Source organism: Janibacter sp. UYMM211 (assembly GCF_040547045.1).
GTDB classification, from domain to species: domain Bacteria; phylum Actinomycetota; class Actinomycetes; order Actinomycetales; family Dermatophilaceae; genus Marihabitans; species Marihabitans melonis.
The window spans coordinates 681,745-696,843 of the sequence record NZ_JBEPOY010000001.1; the positions used below are offsets into that span (position 1 = coordinate 681,745).

A 15,099-nucleotide genomic window follows, 5' to 3' on the forward strand; every position below is an offset into this window, starting at 1 on the left:
ATGTTGTGCGCAGCGAACAAGATCGAGGTGGATGTGGTGCCGGACACCCCCAAGACCCGCTCTCAGGGCAGTGGCGAGCGACCCCGCGCGACGCCCTCCTCCCCGCCCCCCGCGGCCACCCGGACCGCTGCCCAGGCGGCCGAGCTCGCCCTCGACGAGCAGACCGCTCGCTCCCTTCGCTCCCATCTGCCGGAGGTCGCCGAGTCGGTCATCGCCGCGATCATCGAAGAGGTCCCGTCCTACAGCGCGCCCTTCCAGGGCCGGATGGGCCGGGTCATCGAGCAGGCGGTGCGCACCTCGCTCGACTCCTTCCTCGACGCGGCGTCGGCGGCGTCGGGCGCGCGCGCGGGCGAGCAGACCTCGATCGGGGTCGGGGTGCAGGCCGCCGAGCAGCTCGGCCGTGCCGAGGCCCGCGCCGGCCGACCGGTCGACGCCCTGCTGTCGGCCTACCGCGTCGGCGCCCGGGTCTCATGGCGCGAGGTCTCGCGCATGGCCGTCGCCCAGGGCGCCGAGGCGGCGACGCTCGGGCGCTTCGCCGAGGTCGTCTTCACCTACATCGACGAGCTGTCGGCGGCGAGCGTCGCCGGGCACAACGCCGAGACGCACACCGCCGAGCGCGCGCGCATCGTCAACCTCGACCGGCTCGTGCGCAGCCTGCTCGTCGGCGCCCCGGAGACCCGGCTCGTCGAGGCCGCGCAGCTCGCGCGCTGGACCCCGGCGCGCACCCTGACCGTCGTGCTCGTCGCCGGCGAGCGCGCGCTCAACACCGCGGCCATGCTCGACCCGCGCACCCTCACGCTCGGCGAGGACCTGCCGCCGGTGCGGGGGCTGCCCGCCCCGGACCGCGTCGCCGCCCTCCTCGTGCCCGACGCCGGCGGTCGGGCCCGCAGCACCCTGCTCGACGTGCTCTCCGGGCGCGACGCCGTCGTCGGCCCCGCCGTGCCGTGGACCGAGGCCGACCGCTCCTACGCCCGAGCGGTGCGGGCCGCGGTGCTCCCCCGCGAGAGCGGCACCGTCCTCGACAGCGACGCGCACCTCGCCCAGATCGTCCTCGCCGCCGACCCCGAGACCCTCGCCGACCTGCGCGAGTCGGCGCTCGCCCCCTTCGCCGATCTCACCGAGGGCAGCGCCGAGCGGCTCGCCGAGACCCTGCGGGCCTGGCTGCTGCTCCAGGGCCGGCGCGAGCTCGTCGCCGAGGCGCTCCACGTGCACCCGCAGACGGTGCGCTACCGCATGGGTCAGGTGCGCGAGCTGCTCGGCGACCGGCTGCAGGACCCCGACGCCGTGCTCGAGCTCGTCCTCGCCCTCAGCGCACGACCGAGCTGACGAAGGCGGTCACCGCCGGCACGACGTCGCGCACCGGGGCGGTGAGGCTGTGGGTGCCCGCCACCTCGCTGACGACGGCGGAGCGCGCCCGCTCCCCGAGCGCCTCGCGGACGTCCTGCGGCCCGCCGAAGGGGTCGGCGCGCCCCTGCACGACGGCGAGCGGCAGACCGGACTCGACCGGGGCGAGGAGCTCGCCGACCCGGCTGTGACCGAGGTCCTTGCCGGGCGGCACGAGGGGGAAGGACAGCGCGAGGACGGCGTCGGCGTCGACCGCGACGCACGTGCGGCACGCGACCCGGGCACCCGCGCTGCGGCCGCCGACGACGAGCGGGCGGGGCAGCGCCCAGCGGCCCCGGGTGAGCGAGCCGAGGAGGGGGACCCAGGCCGCGTCGAGCCGCGACGGCGGCGAGGCGACCCGCCGGCCGGCGACCCGCCAGGGCATCTCGACGAGGGCGACGGTCCACCCGAGAGAGGGCAGTGCCTGCGCGATCGCCTGGAGGTCGGGGGCGTCGATCCCGCCGCCCGCCCCGTGGGTGAGCACGACCGACCCCGCATCACCGCGCGGGCCGAGATGCACCCGCGCCGGGCCCTCGGGCGTCTCGACGGTGCGCTGCCTCATCCGCCGATCACCTCGCCGGTCTCGGGGTCGACGACGCCGACGAGCTGCGAGGTCGGGATCGGCTCGACGAGTCCGGGGCCGTTGCCCGCGCTGCCGTTGACCGCGGTCGAGACGGGGTGGGCCGCGAGGCGCCCGGGCACGCTGATGTCGAGCATCTCCTGCACGTGACCGGGGTCGGTGAGGTGCGGGTCGAGCCAGTCGTCCCACACGTCCGGGTCGAGGACGAGCGGCTGGCGGTCATGGATGCGGTCCATCCCGGGGTCGGCTGCGGTCGTCACCACGGCGAAGGTGGTCAGCCAGGCGGCCGGGTCGTCGGGGTCGGCGACACCCGGGTCGCGCCAGAACTCGTAGAGCCCGGCGAGCGCGAGCGGGGCGTCGTCGCCGCGGTGGATGTAGAAGGGCTGCTTGCGCGGCTTGCCCTTCGCGTCGAGGGCGACCGGCGAGCGCTGCCACTCGTACCAGCCGTCGGCGGGCACGAGGCACCGCCGGCTCGTCGCCGCCCTCGCGTAGGCCGACTTCTCCAGCGCGGTCTCGGCCCGGGCGTTGATCATCCGGATTCCGACGGACGGGTCCTTCGACCAGCTCGGCACGAGACCCCAGGTCATGAGGCGCAGCTGGCGGGCGGGCTCCCCCTTCGTTCCGTCCTCCTCGCGCACCGCCCGGGTGAGCACGACGCGGGCCTGCTTCGTCGGCGCGACGTTCCAGTCCGGGGTGCCCGGTGGCGGCTGCTGCGGGTTCTTCAGCACGGAGCGGCTCGGCTCCGCGGTGCGGTCGAGCTCGACCTGCAGCGCAGCGACGATCTCCTCCATCTCGGCCGATGCCGCGTAACGCCCGCACATGCGGGTCAGCCTAGGCACCCCGCGAGGATCACCGGTCCCGCAAGACGTCATACGGTAGGCGCGTACCTGTCCAGCGACCCAGGAGTGACCATGCTCGTCCGACGACTCGCCCGTCCGATGCTCAGCGCCATCTTCATCTCCGGCGGCATCGGCGCCCTCCGCCACGCGCAGGGCCACGAGCCCATGACCGAGAACGTCAAGCCCTTCCTGAAGAAGATCGGCGTGCCGACCGACGACATGGAGACCCTCATCCGCGCCAACGGCGCCGTGATGGTCGGTGCCGGCGCCCTCCTCGCGATCGGCCGCCTCCCGCGCCTGTCCAGCCTGGCCCTGCTCGTCTCGCTCGTCCCGACGACGGCCACCCACGACTTCTGGGCGCAGAGCGACCCGCAGGCCAAGCAGATGCAGCAGATCCAGTTCTTCAAGAACCTCGGTCTGGCCGGCGGCCTGCTCCTCGCCGCGGTCGACACCGAGGGCAAGCCCGGTCTCGGCTACCGCGCGAAGATGGCCGGCGACAGCCTCGGCCGCTCCGCCCACACCGCCAAGCTCGAGGCCCGGCTCGCCGCCGCGAACGCCAAGAGCGCCCTGAGCTGACCCGCATGGATCATCCCGACTGGTCGGCACCGGCGAGCGCCGGTCCCCTCGACGCCAGGGTCGCCCTGCCCGGCAGCAAGTCCCTGACGAACAGGTACCTCGTCCTCGCCGCGCTGGCCAGCGGCACCTCCCGGCTGCGCGCGCCGCTGCGCTCGCGCGACACCGAGCTCATGGCCCAGGCGCTGCGCTCGCTCGGGACCGGGGTCGAGGACGCGACCGCCGCCCGCGGCGCCCTCGCCCCGGACTGGATCATCACCCCGTCGGCGCTGCGCGGCGGCGGTGAGGTCGACTGCGGCCTCGCCGGCACCGTCATGCGCTTCGTCCCGCCGGTCGCGGCGCTGTGCGACGGGCCCGTGGCCTTCGACGGCGACGAGCACGCGCGGGTGCGCCCGATGGCGGCCGTCCTCGACGCGCTGCGCGACCTCGGCGTCCGTGTCGAGGACGACGGCCGGGGCGCTCTGCCCTTCGTCGTCCACGGCACCGGGTCGGTGCGCGGCGGCCGGGTCGTCATGGACGCCTCGGCCTCCTCGCAGTACGTCTCGGCGCTGCTCCTCGCGGGGTCCCGCTTCGAGGAGGGGATCACCGTCGTGCACGAGGGCGGCCCGCTGCCCTCGCTCCCCCACGTCGAGATGACCGTCGAGGCGCTGCGCGACGCCGGCGCGGTCGTCGACGACTCCGAGCCGAGCACGTGGCACGTCGAGCCCGGCGAGCTGCTGCCGCTCGACGTCACGGTCGAGCCCGACCTGTCCAACGCCGCCCCCTTCGTCGCCGCGGCCCTCGTCTGCGGCGGCACGGTGCGGGTGCCGCACTGGCCTCAGCACACGACGCAGGCCGGCGACCGGATCCGCGAGCTGCTCGCGGGCATGGGCGCCGAGGTCGTGCGCGAGGGCCAGGACCTGCGGGTCACCGGTCACGGCCAGGTCGGAGCCTTCGACGTCGACCTGCACGACACCGCCGAGCTCACCCCCGTCGTCGCCGCCCTCGGGGCGCTCGCCGACGGCCCGTGCCGCATCCGCGGGGTCGCCCACATCCGCGGCCACGAGACCGACCGGCTCGCCGCCCTGCGCACCGAGCTCGAGGGCTTCGGGGTCGGGGTGGAGGAGCTCGAGGACGGGCTCGTCATCCGGCCGGCACCGCTGCGGGCGCACTCGATGCGCACCTACGCCGACCACCGCATGGTCATGGCCGGTGCGGTCCTCGCGCTGCGCGCGCCCGGCACGGTCGTCCTCGACCCCGGCACCGTGGCCAAGACCCTGCCGAGCTTCACCGGCATGTGGTCGGACATGCTCGGGCAGCGCTGATGCCGGGCCGGGGACGCGTCTACGACGAGCGCGACGTCCGCGTCCGGCCCAGCCGCCGCGGCACCCGCCCGCGCACGAAGGAGCGACCCGCCCACGACGACGCCGTCGTCGGCATGGTCACGGCCGTCGACCGCGGCCGGTGGACGACCCTCGTGCCGGCGGACGCGGCCGGGCCCGAACGGGTCGTCATCGCCATGCGGGCGCGCGAGCTCGGGCGCAGCCCCGTCGTCGTCGGCGACGAGGTGGGCATGGTCGGCGACACCTCCGGCGTCGAGGGGTCGCTGGCCCGGATCGTGCGCATCCAGGAGCGCCGCACGCTGCTGCGACGCACCGCCGACGACACCGACCCCTTCGAGCGGGCGATCGTCGCCAACGCCGACCAGCTCGTCGTCGTCTCGGCCCTGGCCAACCCCGAGCCGCGCCCGCGGCTCATCGACCGCTGCCTCGTGGCGGCGTACGACGCGGGCCTGGACCCGCTGCTCGTCCTCACCAAGTCCGACCTCGCGAGCGGCGAGGACTTCCTCGCCCACTACGCCCCGCTCGACGTGCCGCACGTGACGACCGCAGTGCTCGAGCCGGGCAGCGAGGGCCTCGCCGCCCTGCAGCAGCGGCTCGCCGGCCGGATGAGCGTGCTCGTCGGCCACTCCGGCGTCGGCAAGTCCACGCTCGTCAACGCGCTCGTGCCCGACGCCGGTCGGGCCATCGGTCACGTCAACGACGTCACCGGGCGCGGCCGCCACACCTCGACCTCCGCCGTCGGCCTCCGCCTGCCGCCCCTCGACGGGGTGGAGCACGCCCAGGGCGAGGACACCCCGTCGTCCGGGTGGATCATCGACACCCCGGGCATCCGCTCCTTCGGTCTCGCGCACGTCGAGCCCGACCGGATCATCGGGCACTTCCCCGAGCTGTCGCAGGGCGCCGAGGAGGGCTGCCCGCGCGGGTGCACGCACGACGAGCCCGACTGCGGGCTCGACGAGTGGGTGGAGCAGGGGCACGCCGGCCCCAACGGCGAGCAGCGGCTGGACTCCTTCCGCCGCCTGCTGCGCGCGCGGACGCCGCAGACCGGGGACTGAGGGGTCCCGGGGACGGGGCCGCCCGTCGGCTACGTTGACCGGCATGGATCCCAGCCCCTACGGAGACGACCTGCGCCTGGCGCACGTGCTCGCCGACCAGGTCGAGCCGATCACCATGGGGCGCTTCCGCGCCAGCGACCTCGTCGTCGAGTCCAAGCCCGACCTCACCCCGGTGACCCAGGCCGACCGCGACTGCGAGGCGACGATCCGCTCCCAGCTCTCGCGCTACCGCAACCGCGACGCCGTCATCGGCGAGGAGTTCGAGCCGACCGGGCACGGCAAGCGGCAGTGGGTCATCGACCCCATCGACGGCACGAAGAACTACGTGCGGGGCGTGCCCGTGTGGGCCACGCTCATCGGGCTCGTCGAGGACGGCGAGTGCGTCATGGGCCTGGTCTCGGCCCCCGCCCTCGGCCGACGCTGGTGGGCGGCGAAGGGTGCCGGCGCGTGGTCCGGTCGCTCGCTGGCCAAGGCCGAGCAGATCCACGTCTCGAAGGTCGGCGAGGTCTCCGACAGCTCCTTCTCGTACTCCTCGATCGACGGGTGGCGCGAGGCCGGACGCGGCATGTCCTTCCTGCGGCTGACCTCCGAGGTGTGGCGCACGCGGGCGTACGGGGACTTCTGGTCCTACATGCTCCTCGCCGAGGGCGCGGTCGACGCCGCCGCGGAGCCCGAGCTCGAGCTCTACGACATGGGGGCGCTCGTCGCGATCGTCACCGAGGCCGGCGGGCGCTTCACCTCGCTCGAGGGCGAGGACGGCCCGTGGGGCGGCAACGCGCTGGCGACGAACGGCCTGCTCCACGACGCCTACCTCGACCGTCTCGCCCCCGACGAGTCCTAACGCGAGCTACCACGCAGTACTGGTGGTGATCACGACCAGTACTGCGTGGTAGCCGGAGGGGTAGGCGGCGTCAGGCGGGGACGACGCTCACGGGACCGATGCCGAGCGCCTCGACCTCGTCGCGGTACGCCGAGGCGTCGCCGACGACGACGACGGTCCAGTCGCTGCCCACGTCCTCGCGCCACGCGGCGTCGAGGTCCTCCGGCGTGAGCCGGCGCATCGCGGCGACCGTGTCGGAGGTGAAGGTGAGCGGGAGCCCGTCGGCCGCGAGATGGGCCAGCTCGTCGGCGAGAGCGTCGGCGGTCGCGTACCGACCCGGCGCGGTGAGCGTCATGAAGTCCACCCCCGACGTCGCCTCGACCGGGGTCACCCCGTCGGCGACGCCGCGCAGGATCTCGTCGAGCAGGCGGAGGGAGTCGACCGTCGCGTCGGCGCGCACCGACCCGGAGACGACGAAGGTGCCGCCGACCTGGCGCGGGCGGAAGCCGCTGCGGATGCCGTAGGTGTAGCCCTTCTCCTCGCGCAGGACGGCGTCGATCCGGGCGTTGGGGGCACCGCCTATGACGTATCCGAGCACCGGGAAGGCCGGCCACCGCGGTGCCCGGCGGTCCGGGCCGGATGTCGCGAGGATGAGCTCGGACTGCACCGAGCCGGGGCGGTCGACGAGCACGACCCGGGCGGCGTCCTGCGACCGCGGGGCGGGCACGCGCTCCCACTCCTGCGCCGGGCCGGGCGTCGTCCACGAGCCGAGGCTGGCCTCGAGCAGGCCGTCGACGTCGACGTCGGTGAGGTCCCCGGCGACGACGACGGTGCCGCCGTGGGGGTGGACGTGCTCGCGGTGGAAGGCGACGACGTCGTCACGGGTGATCGCGGCGACGCTCTGCGCCGACCCCGCGCCGGGGCGGCTGGCACGGGTCTGCGGGTCGTAGTACGTCGCGGCGAGCTGACGCATCGCGCGGTGCGGCGCCGACGCGCGCTCCTGCTCGATGTCCTGCAGCCGCGTACGCACCGCCCGGGTGACCTCGCCCGGCGCGAAGGCCGGCTCGCGCACGATCTCGGTCATGAGGGTGAGCGCCTCGCCGAGGTGCCGCTGCGGCACGTCGAGGTCGACCCCGAGCGAGCCCTCGCTCATGCCCGCGCCGATCCCGACGCCGAGCCGCTCGAGCATCTCGGAGAGCTCGCGCTGGTCGTGCTGCTGGGTGCCCTCGTCGAGCAGCCCGGCCATGACCCACGCGACGCCCTCGAGCTCACGCGGCTCGGCGCGAAGGGGGAGCGGCAGGGTGAGGCGCACGGACGTCACGTACTGACCGGGCACGTCGAGGACGAGCGCGGTGAGGCCGTTGGGCAGCTCGCGCACGCGCGGCTCGGGGAAGGTCCACTCCCCCGCGGCCGCGACCTCGGGCCGCCCCGGCTGCGCGGTCGGCTGCTGGGTGCTGTGCTCGGTGCTCGTCTGGTCAGCACTCGTCTGCTCGGTGCTCATGCGGCCACCTCCGTGCCGGCGCTCGTGCGGTAGGCGACGACGGCGCGCGCCTGCGGTCGCAACCACCGGGCCGCCGCCGCGCGCACCTCCTCGGCGGTGATCGCCGCTGCCTCGTCGAGGAAGGTGTTGATGTGCTCGGGGTCGTCGTGCAGCGAGGTGTAGTGGCAGATGATGTCGGCCCGCTCGTCCTTCGCGGCGAGCGCGGAGAGCCACGCCCGCTCCGTCTGCGCCAGCACGGCGTCCATCTGCGCAGCGGTCGGCCCCTCCTGCGCGAAGCGCTCGAGCTCCTCGCAGATGCTCGTCTCGACCTCGTCGAGGGAGGCGCCGTCGGCGATGTCGGCGACGACGAGCCCGAGGCTCACCCCGTCGACGAAGCCCATCGCCGTCGACTGCACGTGGTTGGCGCTGCCCTGCTCGCGCACGAGCTGCTGCTCCAGCGGCGAGAAGCTCAGGCCCGCGAGGCAGTCGAGCGCGACGGAGCACGCGAGGAAGTCCCGCCGGGACCGCCCCGACTCGGCCGGCAGCCGGAAGGCGAGGTGCAGCCGGTCGTTGGGCACCTCGGCCTCGGTGATCTCGTGGCGCACGGGAGAGGTGAGCGGCTCGAGCTGGGCGAGGGGCTCCCTTCGCGGCTCGGCGCGGTGCTCGACCCACCCGAGGTAGCGCTGCGCGAGCTCGAAGCCGCGCTCGGGCGTGACGTCGCCGCACAGCGTGAGCACGGTGTTGTCCGGCGCGTAGTGCGCCCGGAAGAACGCGTGGACGTCCTCGAGCGAGGCGGCGTCGAGGTCCTCCATCGACCCGATCGTCGGGTGGTGGTAGGGGTGACCCTGCGGGAAGACCGTCTCGTACACCGTCGTCATCGCCTGCCCGTAGGGCTGGTTGTCGTAGCGCTGACGCTTCTCCTCCTTGACGACGTCGCGCTGGTTGTCCAGCGCCTCCTGCGTCACGGCGGCCAGGAGCGCGGCGTGCCGGTCGCCCTCGAGCCACAGTGCGAGCTCGAGCGCCCCCGTCGGCACCGTCTCGAAGTAGTTCGTGCGGTCGAACCACGTCGTCGCGTTGAGCCGCCCGCCGACGCCCATGAGCGCCTGGAAGTGCTCGCCCTCGGCGACGTGCGCGCTGCCCTGGAACATCAGGTGCTCGAAGAGGTGCGCGAAGCCGGTGCGGCCGGGCGCCTCGTGGCGGCTGCCGACGCCCACCCAGAGGTTGACGGTGACGGTCGGGCTCGTGTGGTCGGGCTGGACGACGACGCGCAGCCCGTTGCCGAGCGTCCTCGTCTCGATCGGGTAGTCCAGGGGCATGGCGTCACCCTAGACGCCGCCCCTGGGCCACCCGCCCGCCAGGACGGGCCGGGCTCAGGCGGCGGAGCCGGCCCCGCCCTCGGCGCGGCCGTCGCGGTCGTCCCGCTCCTCACCGACGCGCGGCATGCGCGGGTAGGCCGCCTCGTGCCCGAGGTCGTCCATCGCGTTGCGCGCGAAGACCTGCTGCATCGTCATGACGCGCTCGCCGCGGCTGTCGCCGAAGAAGGTGATGAACCAGTTGAGCAACGTCGACACGCGCGTCTTGAAGCCGACCATCGCCATGAGGTGCACGGCGAGCCACGCCATCCAGGCGATGAAGCCGCTGAAGTTGATCTTGCCGACGGAGGCGACGGCGGAGAACTTCGAGATCGTCGCCATCGAGCCCTTGTCGCGGTAGACGAAGGGGTCGGCCGCCGCCTTGCCCTCGAGACGCCGCACGATCTGGTCGGCCGCGTAGCGCCCGCCCTGGATCGCGAGCTGGGCGACGCCCGGGTAGCCCTTGAGGTTGACCATGTCGCCGATGACGAAGATCTCGGGGTGACCGGGCACGGTGAGGTCGTCCTCGACGTGCACGCGGCCCGCGCGGTCGACCTCGGCGCCGGTCTGCTCGGCGACCATGCGCCCGAGCGGGGACCCGGAGACGCCGGCCGCCCACACCTTCGTCATGGCGTCGATGCGACGGCGCTCGCCACCCTCGTCCTCGACCTCGATGCCGGTCTCGTCGACGTCGACGACCTTCGCCCCGAGCTGGACGTCGATGCCGCGCTTGGTGAGGCTGCTGCGCGCCTTCTCGGAGAGTCGGTCCCCGAAGGTCGGCAGCACCTTCGGCGCCGCGTCGAGGAGCACGACGCGGGCGTCGTGCGGGTCGATCCGGCGGAACTCGCGCTTGAGGGTGCGCTGCGAGACCTCGGCGATCTGGCCGGCCATCTCGACACCGGTCGGGCCGGCGCCGACGACGACGAAGGTGAGCAGCCGCTCGCGCTCCGCTGGGTCCTCGGCGAGCTCGGCGAGCTCGAAGGCCCCGAAGATCCGGCCGCGCAGCTCGAGCGCGTTGTCGATGTCCTTCATGCCCGGCGCGTGCCGCGCGTAGTGGTCGTTGCCGAAGTAGGACTGCCCCGCGCCGGCGGCGATGACGAGGCTGTCGTACGGCGTCGTCGTGTCCCGGCCGACGGCACGGTGGGTCACCGTGCGGGCCTCGACGTCGATCGCGTGCACGTCGCCGAGCAGGACCTCGACGTTGCCCTGGTGGGCGAGCACGTCACGCGTCGTCGGGGCGATGTCGCCCTCGGAGAGGATGCCCGTCGCCACCTGGTAGAGCAGCGGCTGGAAGAGGTGGTGGGAGGTGCGCGAGACGAGGGTGACGTCGACATCGGCGCGAGCGAGCGCCTTGGCGGTGAAGAGACCGCCGAAGCCCGATCCGATGATGACGACACGGTGCCGGCCAGTACGTGCGTTCACCCCATCCATTGTGCCCGCCTCCCTCTCCTGGCGACGAAACGGCGGCTCCTCGCTGTCCACCCTTCGGTCGGCCGCCTAGTGCCGTCCGTGGCCACGACGACCGCGCACGACCCGGGCCGCCCCGCCGTCCCCGCGCACCGTCTCAGCGGCCGCGACGAGGGAGCGTCCCTCGACCGCCACCCCCGAGGCGTTGCCGATCCAGCGCTGCGGCGAGAGCCGGTGACCGCGGGCGGTGAGCTCCACCCCGACCGGGCTCGTCGCCAGACCCAGGTCCGCCCCTTCGGCGGCGTTGCGCGAGCTGAGCCGGGGCGCCGCGATGGCGTCGACGAGGTCGAGGTCGCGGTCGAGGTAGCCCAGGAGGATCTGGGCGACGCTCGTGATGATCGTCGCGCCACCGGGCGTGCCCGCTGTGACCTCCGGGCGCCCGTCGCGCAGGACGACCGTCGGGCTCATCGACGAGCGCGGTCGCTTGCCGGGACCGGGCAGGTTGGGGTCGGGCACGCCCGGGGTGAGCGGCACGAAGTCGAAGTCGGTGAGCTCGTTGTTGAGCAGGTAGCCGTAGCCGGGCACGGTGATGCCCGAGCCGCCGGTCTGCTCGATCGTCAGCGTGTACGAGACGACGTCGCCCCACCGGTCGACGACGTTGAGGTGGGTCGTCGACTGGCCCTGGGTGGGCTGACCCTGGCGGCCGCCCCCGCCGGGGGCGTCGTCGTAGTCGCCGTCGGGCGAGCCGAAGGGGACGGGCCGGGCCATCGCCCGCTGCGGGTCGAAGAGCAGCGCGCGCTCGCGGGCGTAGCCGGCCGAGAGCAGCTCGTCGACCGGGACGCCGGGCACGTCGCCGACGTAGCGGTTGCGGTCGGCGAAGGCGGTGGCGCTCGCCTCGGAGAACCAGTGGTAGTAGTCGGCCTCGGGCAGGTCGCGCACCCGTCGCCCGGTGCGCTCCTCGTAGGCGCGCATGAGGAGCAGGATCTGGCCGACCGCGATGCCGCCCGAGCTCGGGACGTCCATGCCGCGCACGTCGTGGTCGCGGTAGCGCACCCGGGTCGGGGCCTGGACCGGCGCCCGGTAGCGCTCGAGGTCGCGCATCGTCAGCTGCCCGCGGTAGACGTCGACGCCCGGCGCGGTCGTGGGGTTGCGCACCTCGTCGACGATCGCCCGGGCAACCCGCCCGCGGTAGAGCTCGCCGACGCCGTGACGACGGATGAGGGCATAGGTGTCGGCGAGATCGGGGTTGCGCATCGTGTCGCCGACGTCGGGGACCCGCCCGCCGGGCAGGTAGACCCGCGCGGTCTCGGGGAAGCGGCGGAAGCGCTCCTCGTTGGACTCGGTGTGGCTGCGGTAGTACGCGTCGACGACGAAGCCGCGACGGGCGAGCTCCTCGGCGGGGCGCAGCAGCTGGCGCAGGCTGCGCCGGCCGAACTGGCGGGCCGCGACCTCCCAGGTCAGCGGGGTGCCGGGGACGCCGACGGACAGCCCGGAGCTCACCGTCGCGTCGAAGGGGAGGGCGGTGCCGGCCCCGTCGGTGAGCGAGGTGTCGGTGAAGCTCGCGGGCGCCGTCTCGCGCCCGTTGATCGTCCACGTCCGCCCGGTGCGGGTCTGGTGGTAGACGAGGAACCCGCCGCCGCCCAGCCCGCACGAGTACGGCTCGGTGACGCCGAGGGTGGCCGCCATGGCGATCGCGGCGTCGACGGCGTTGCCGCCCGAGCGCAGGACCTGGATGCCCACCTCGCTCGCGTAGGGGTCGACGCTCGACACCGCTCCCCCGGACCCGATCGCCTCGGGCACCTTGAGCGGCTCGGGGACCGGCCGCGGGTGGTGGGGGCGGTGACGGCGGGACGAAGGGGGTGCCGGCGCGGCTCCCGCAGCGGGGGCGGCGAGCGCGCCGACGGCGCCCGCCCCGGTCGCGGTGAGGACGGTACGACGGGAGATCTCGGCCATGTCAGCTCCTGTGATGACGCGGGGTCTCCATCGTGGCCCAGGTCACCCGATCTCGCCTCCGGGGGCCGACGAGCGGTGCAGGATGCGGGGATGAAGATCGGTCACGAGCACCCGACGAACCCACCCCAGCTGGTCTGCCCGCTGTGCAGCGGCACGAGCTTCCAGAAGGAGGTCGCCAAGAGCGACTCCCGCTGGGGCTTCACGACGCACAAGGTGACGATGATGATCTGCACCCGCTGCGCGCACATCCTGCACTTCTACAACCACCGCTCGATCTTCGACATCGACTGAGCGGGCCGGGCCGGGTCGGGTCGGGTCGGATCGAATCGGTGATTGTTGAAGGAACAACTTCTTCGGGTACGCTGTTGGTTAGAGCAACAACCGTCAGCGACCCGAAGGACCGCACCATGACCGTCAGCCCCGTCCGCCTCAACCACGCCGTGCTCTTCGTCGCCGACCTCGAGCGCAGCGTCGACTTCTACTCCCGTGCCTTCGGCATGGTCGTCATGGCCCGCGAGCCCCGCGCCGAGGCGGCCTTCCTGCGCCTCCCCCGATCGGGCAACCACCACGACCTCGGTCTCTTCGGGGTCGGGCAGCAGCCGCCCCGCCCCCGCGGGTCGATCGGTCTGTACCACCTCGCCTGGCAGCTCGACACGATCGACGAGCTGGCACAGGCCCGCACGACGCTGCTGGAGCTCGGTGCGTACACCGGTGAGTCGAGCCACGGCGCGACGAAGAGCGTCTACGGCGCCGACCCCGACGGCAACGAGTTCGAGATCATGTGGATGCTCCCCCGCGCGAGCTGGGGCGACTTCGAGGACAGCGCCCCGGTCGAGCGCCTCGACCTCGACGCCGACGTCGCCCGCTGGGCGGGAGTGCAGACCGCCGCCGAGCTCGTCCCGGTGGACGTGGCGTGAGCGCGACCCCCTTCGCCCCTCCCGTCGTCGCGACCCACGGGTCCACCGACCCGGCCGCCCCGCTCGTCGTGCTGCTGCACGGCCGCGGCTCGGACGAGCAGCAGATCCTCGCGCTGGCGCCGCACCTGCCGACCGGCGTGGCCTACGCGGCGGTCCGCGCCCCCATCGCCGAGGGCGGCGGCTACGCGTGGTTCGCCAACCGCGGCATCGGGCGGCCCCAGGCCGGGTCGCTGCGCGAGACGACCACGTGGTTCCGTCGGTGGCTCGACGAGGTCGCCCCCGCCGGACGCCCCGTCGTCCTCGTCGGCTTCAGCGGGGGCGCGGCCTTCGCGGGCGCGCTCGTGCTCGCCGACCCGGCGCGGTACGCCGGCGCGGCGGTCCTCTACGGCACCCTGCCCTTCGACGCCGGCCTGAGCACCGACCCCGGCCAGCTCGCCCACCTGCCGGTCTTCGTCGCGCAGGGGGACGCGGACCACGTCATCCCCGGCGAGCTGCTCGACCGGACCTGGCAGTACCTCCTGTCCGAGTCCGGCGCCCCGACCGTGGCGCTGCGCCAGCCCGGCGGCCACCAGCTGACCGCCGAGGTCGTGCACCGGCTCGCCGAATGGGTCGCCCACCGGCTCGGACACGTCATCCACCAGGGAGAGGTCGAGGCCGGCACCCGTCCGGCACCGACCTGGCCGACCCTCGGCGGCGAGCTGCCCCACCGCACGGGCCCGCGCCCCGCGGTGAGCTGGACCATCCCGCAGCAGCAGGAGTCGCAGACGGCTCCGGTCGAGCTGCAGGAGAGGCTCTACGAGCACCTGCGCTCGCTCCGCGGCGTCGAGACCGGCCCGTCCCGGATCTCGGTCCCCGGCGCCCGCGGTCTCGTCTTGCACGAGGGCTCGGCCGACCCGCAGGCCTACCTCGTGGCGGAGGTCGGCGAGTTCGCCCACCTGCACCCGGCGCACGACGGGTCGATGCACCTCGTGCTCCCGGCCGATCTCGCCGCGGATGTCTCGGCGAAGGGGTGGGGTCGCCCGCACATGTGGGCCGGCACCCGGCTCTCGCCAGGCTTCATGGTGGTCTTCGGGCCGCGTGACGAGGCCGAGCTCGCCGTCGTGCGAGGGATCGTCGAGGCCAGCCACGCGTACGCCTCGGGCGCCACGGCTCTCGCCGTCTGACCGCCCGGTGCCGCGAGGCGCGGGAGCACGACGAAGGGCCCGGACCAGATGGTCCGGGCCCTTCGCGGGTGGTAGCGGGGGCAGGATTTGAACCTGCGACCTCCGGGTTATGAGCCCGGCGAGCTACCGAACTGCTCCACCCCGCGTCGTTGCTCTGCCAAGGTTACGCGTCTGCGTCCGCTGGGCCAAATCGAGGTCCGAGGCGGTGGTCTCGAGGCTCGCTGACGCTCGCACCTCGACCAGCGAAGACCGGCT

Annotated in this window: 14 protein-coding genes and 1 tRNA gene; 8 read left to right on the plus strand and 7 right to left on the minus strand. The window is 74.0% G+C overall.

All coding sequences use genetic code 11. From position 1 onward, the window contains the following. Positions 1–36: 36 nt before the first annotated feature. Positions 37–1,326 carry a PucR family transcriptional regulator gene (locus tag ABIB53_RS03045; protein WP_354587073.1) on the plus strand — a complete coding sequence of 430 codons (1,290 nt, stop codon included), beginning with the start codon at positions 37–39 and terminating at the stop codon, positions 1,324–1,326. Here the strand turns inward: ABIB53_RS03045 and ABIB53_RS03050 are convergent. Both ABIB53_RS03050 and ABIB53_RS03055 read right to left on the minus strand, forming a co-directional pair. Further along, positions 1,307–1,945 carry an alpha/beta hydrolase family protein gene (locus tag ABIB53_RS03050; protein WP_354587074.1) on the minus strand — a complete coding sequence of 213 codons (639 nt, stop codon included), beginning with the start codon at positions 1,943–1,945 and terminating at the stop codon, positions 1,307–1,309. The genes ABIB53_RS03045 and ABIB53_RS03050 overlap by 20 nt on opposite strands. Continuing rightward, entirely contained in the window at positions 1,942–2,784 is an 843-nt protein-coding gene (locus ABIB53_RS03055) for an SOS response-associated peptidase (protein ID WP_354587076.1), read from the minus strand. Before ABIB53_RS03055 ends, ABIB53_RS03050 begins: the two co-directional genes overlap by 4 nt. A gap of 90 nt (positions 2,785–2,874) precedes the next feature. On the opposite strand from ABIB53_RS03055, the gene ABIB53_RS03060 reads away from it, so the two are divergent. Genes ABIB53_RS03060 through ABIB53_RS03075 form a run of 4 tightly spaced genes read left to right on the plus strand, consistent with a single transcriptional unit; the run spans position 2,875 to position 6,593 of the window. Continuing rightward, the gene (locus tag ABIB53_RS03060; protein WP_068277524.1) at positions 2,875–3,378 is read left to right on the plus strand and encodes a DoxX family membrane protein; all 504 of its coding nucleotides are present in this window, start codon (positions 2,875–2,877) and stop codon (positions 3,376–3,378) included. A gap of 5 nt (positions 3,379–3,383) precedes the next feature. After that, a complete protein-coding gene (gene aroA / locus ABIB53_RS03065) occupies positions 3,384–4,679 on the plus strand; it encodes a 3-phosphoshikimate 1-carboxyvinyltransferase (protein WP_354587077.1) in 1,296 nt (431 codons plus the stop codon). Next, positions 4,679–5,752: a ribosome small subunit-dependent GTPase A gene (gene rsgA, locus ABIB53_RS03070; protein ID WP_354587078.1), complete on the plus strand. Its 1,074-nt coding sequence runs from the start codon at positions 4,679–4,681 to the stop codon at positions 5,750–5,752. The genes aroA and rsgA overlap by 1 nt, the downstream gene beginning before the upstream one ends. A gap of 43 nt (positions 5,753–5,795) precedes the next feature. Further along, entirely contained in the window at positions 5,796–6,593 is a 798-nt protein-coding gene (locus ABIB53_RS03075; protein ID WP_354587079.1) for an inositol monophosphatase family protein, read from the plus strand. 70 nt (positions 6,594–6,663) lie between these two features. On the opposite strand, the gene ABIB53_RS03080 is transcribed toward ABIB53_RS03075, so the two are convergent. The 4 genes from ABIB53_RS03080 to ggt all read right to left on the minus strand — a co-directional run bounded on the left by ABIB53_RS03080 (position 6,664) and on the right by ggt (position 12,764). Beyond that, complete coding sequence (locus ABIB53_RS03080) at positions 6,664–8,073, minus strand: M16 family metallopeptidase (protein WP_354587080.1); 1,410 nt, start codon at positions 8,071–8,073, stop codon at positions 6,664–6,666. After that, a complete protein-coding gene (locus ABIB53_RS03085) occupies positions 8,070–9,368 on the minus strand; it encodes a M16 family metallopeptidase (RefSeq protein WP_201467499.1) in 1,299 nt (432 codons plus the stop codon). Before ABIB53_RS03085 ends, ABIB53_RS03080 begins: the two co-directional genes overlap by 4 nt. Positions 9,369–9,422: 54 nt before the next feature. Further along, entirely contained in the window at positions 9,423–10,835 is a 1,413-nt protein-coding gene (locus ABIB53_RS03090) for an NAD(P)/FAD-dependent oxidoreductase (RefSeq protein WP_502914619.1), read from the minus strand. 66 nt (positions 10,836–10,901) lie between these two features. After that, a complete protein-coding gene (gene ggt, locus ABIB53_RS03095) occupies positions 10,902–12,764 on the minus strand; it encodes a gamma-glutamyltransferase (protein WP_354587082.1) in 1,863 nt (620 codons plus the stop codon). Positions 12,765–12,854: 90 nt separating this feature from the next. On the opposite strand from ggt, the gene ABIB53_RS03100 reads away from it, so the two are divergent. The 3 genes from ABIB53_RS03100 to ABIB53_RS03110 all read left to right on the plus strand — a co-directional run bounded on the left by ABIB53_RS03100 (position 12,855) and on the right by ABIB53_RS03110 (position 14,844). Further along, positions 12,855–13,055, plus strand: a complete 201-nt coding sequence (locus ABIB53_RS03100; RefSeq protein ID WP_354587083.1) for a hypothetical protein — start codon at positions 12,855–12,857, stop codon at positions 13,053–13,055. Positions 13,056–13,171: 116 nt separating this feature from the next. Next, the gene (locus ABIB53_RS03105) at positions 13,172–13,681 is read left to right on the plus strand and encodes a VOC family protein (RefSeq protein WP_354587084.1); all 510 of its coding nucleotides are present in this window, start codon (positions 13,172–13,174) and stop codon (positions 13,679–13,681) included. Further along, entirely contained in the window at positions 13,678–14,844 is a 1,167-nt protein-coding gene (locus ABIB53_RS03110; protein ID WP_354587085.1) for an alpha/beta hydrolase, read from the plus strand. The genes ABIB53_RS03105 and ABIB53_RS03110 overlap by 4 nt, the downstream gene beginning before the upstream one ends. Before the next feature lie 69 nt (positions 14,845–14,913). Here the strand turns inward: ABIB53_RS03110 and ABIB53_RS03115 are convergent. Then, positions 14,914–14,990, minus strand: a tRNA-Met gene (locus tag ABIB53_RS03115). Positions 14,991–15,099 lie beyond the last annotated feature (109 nt).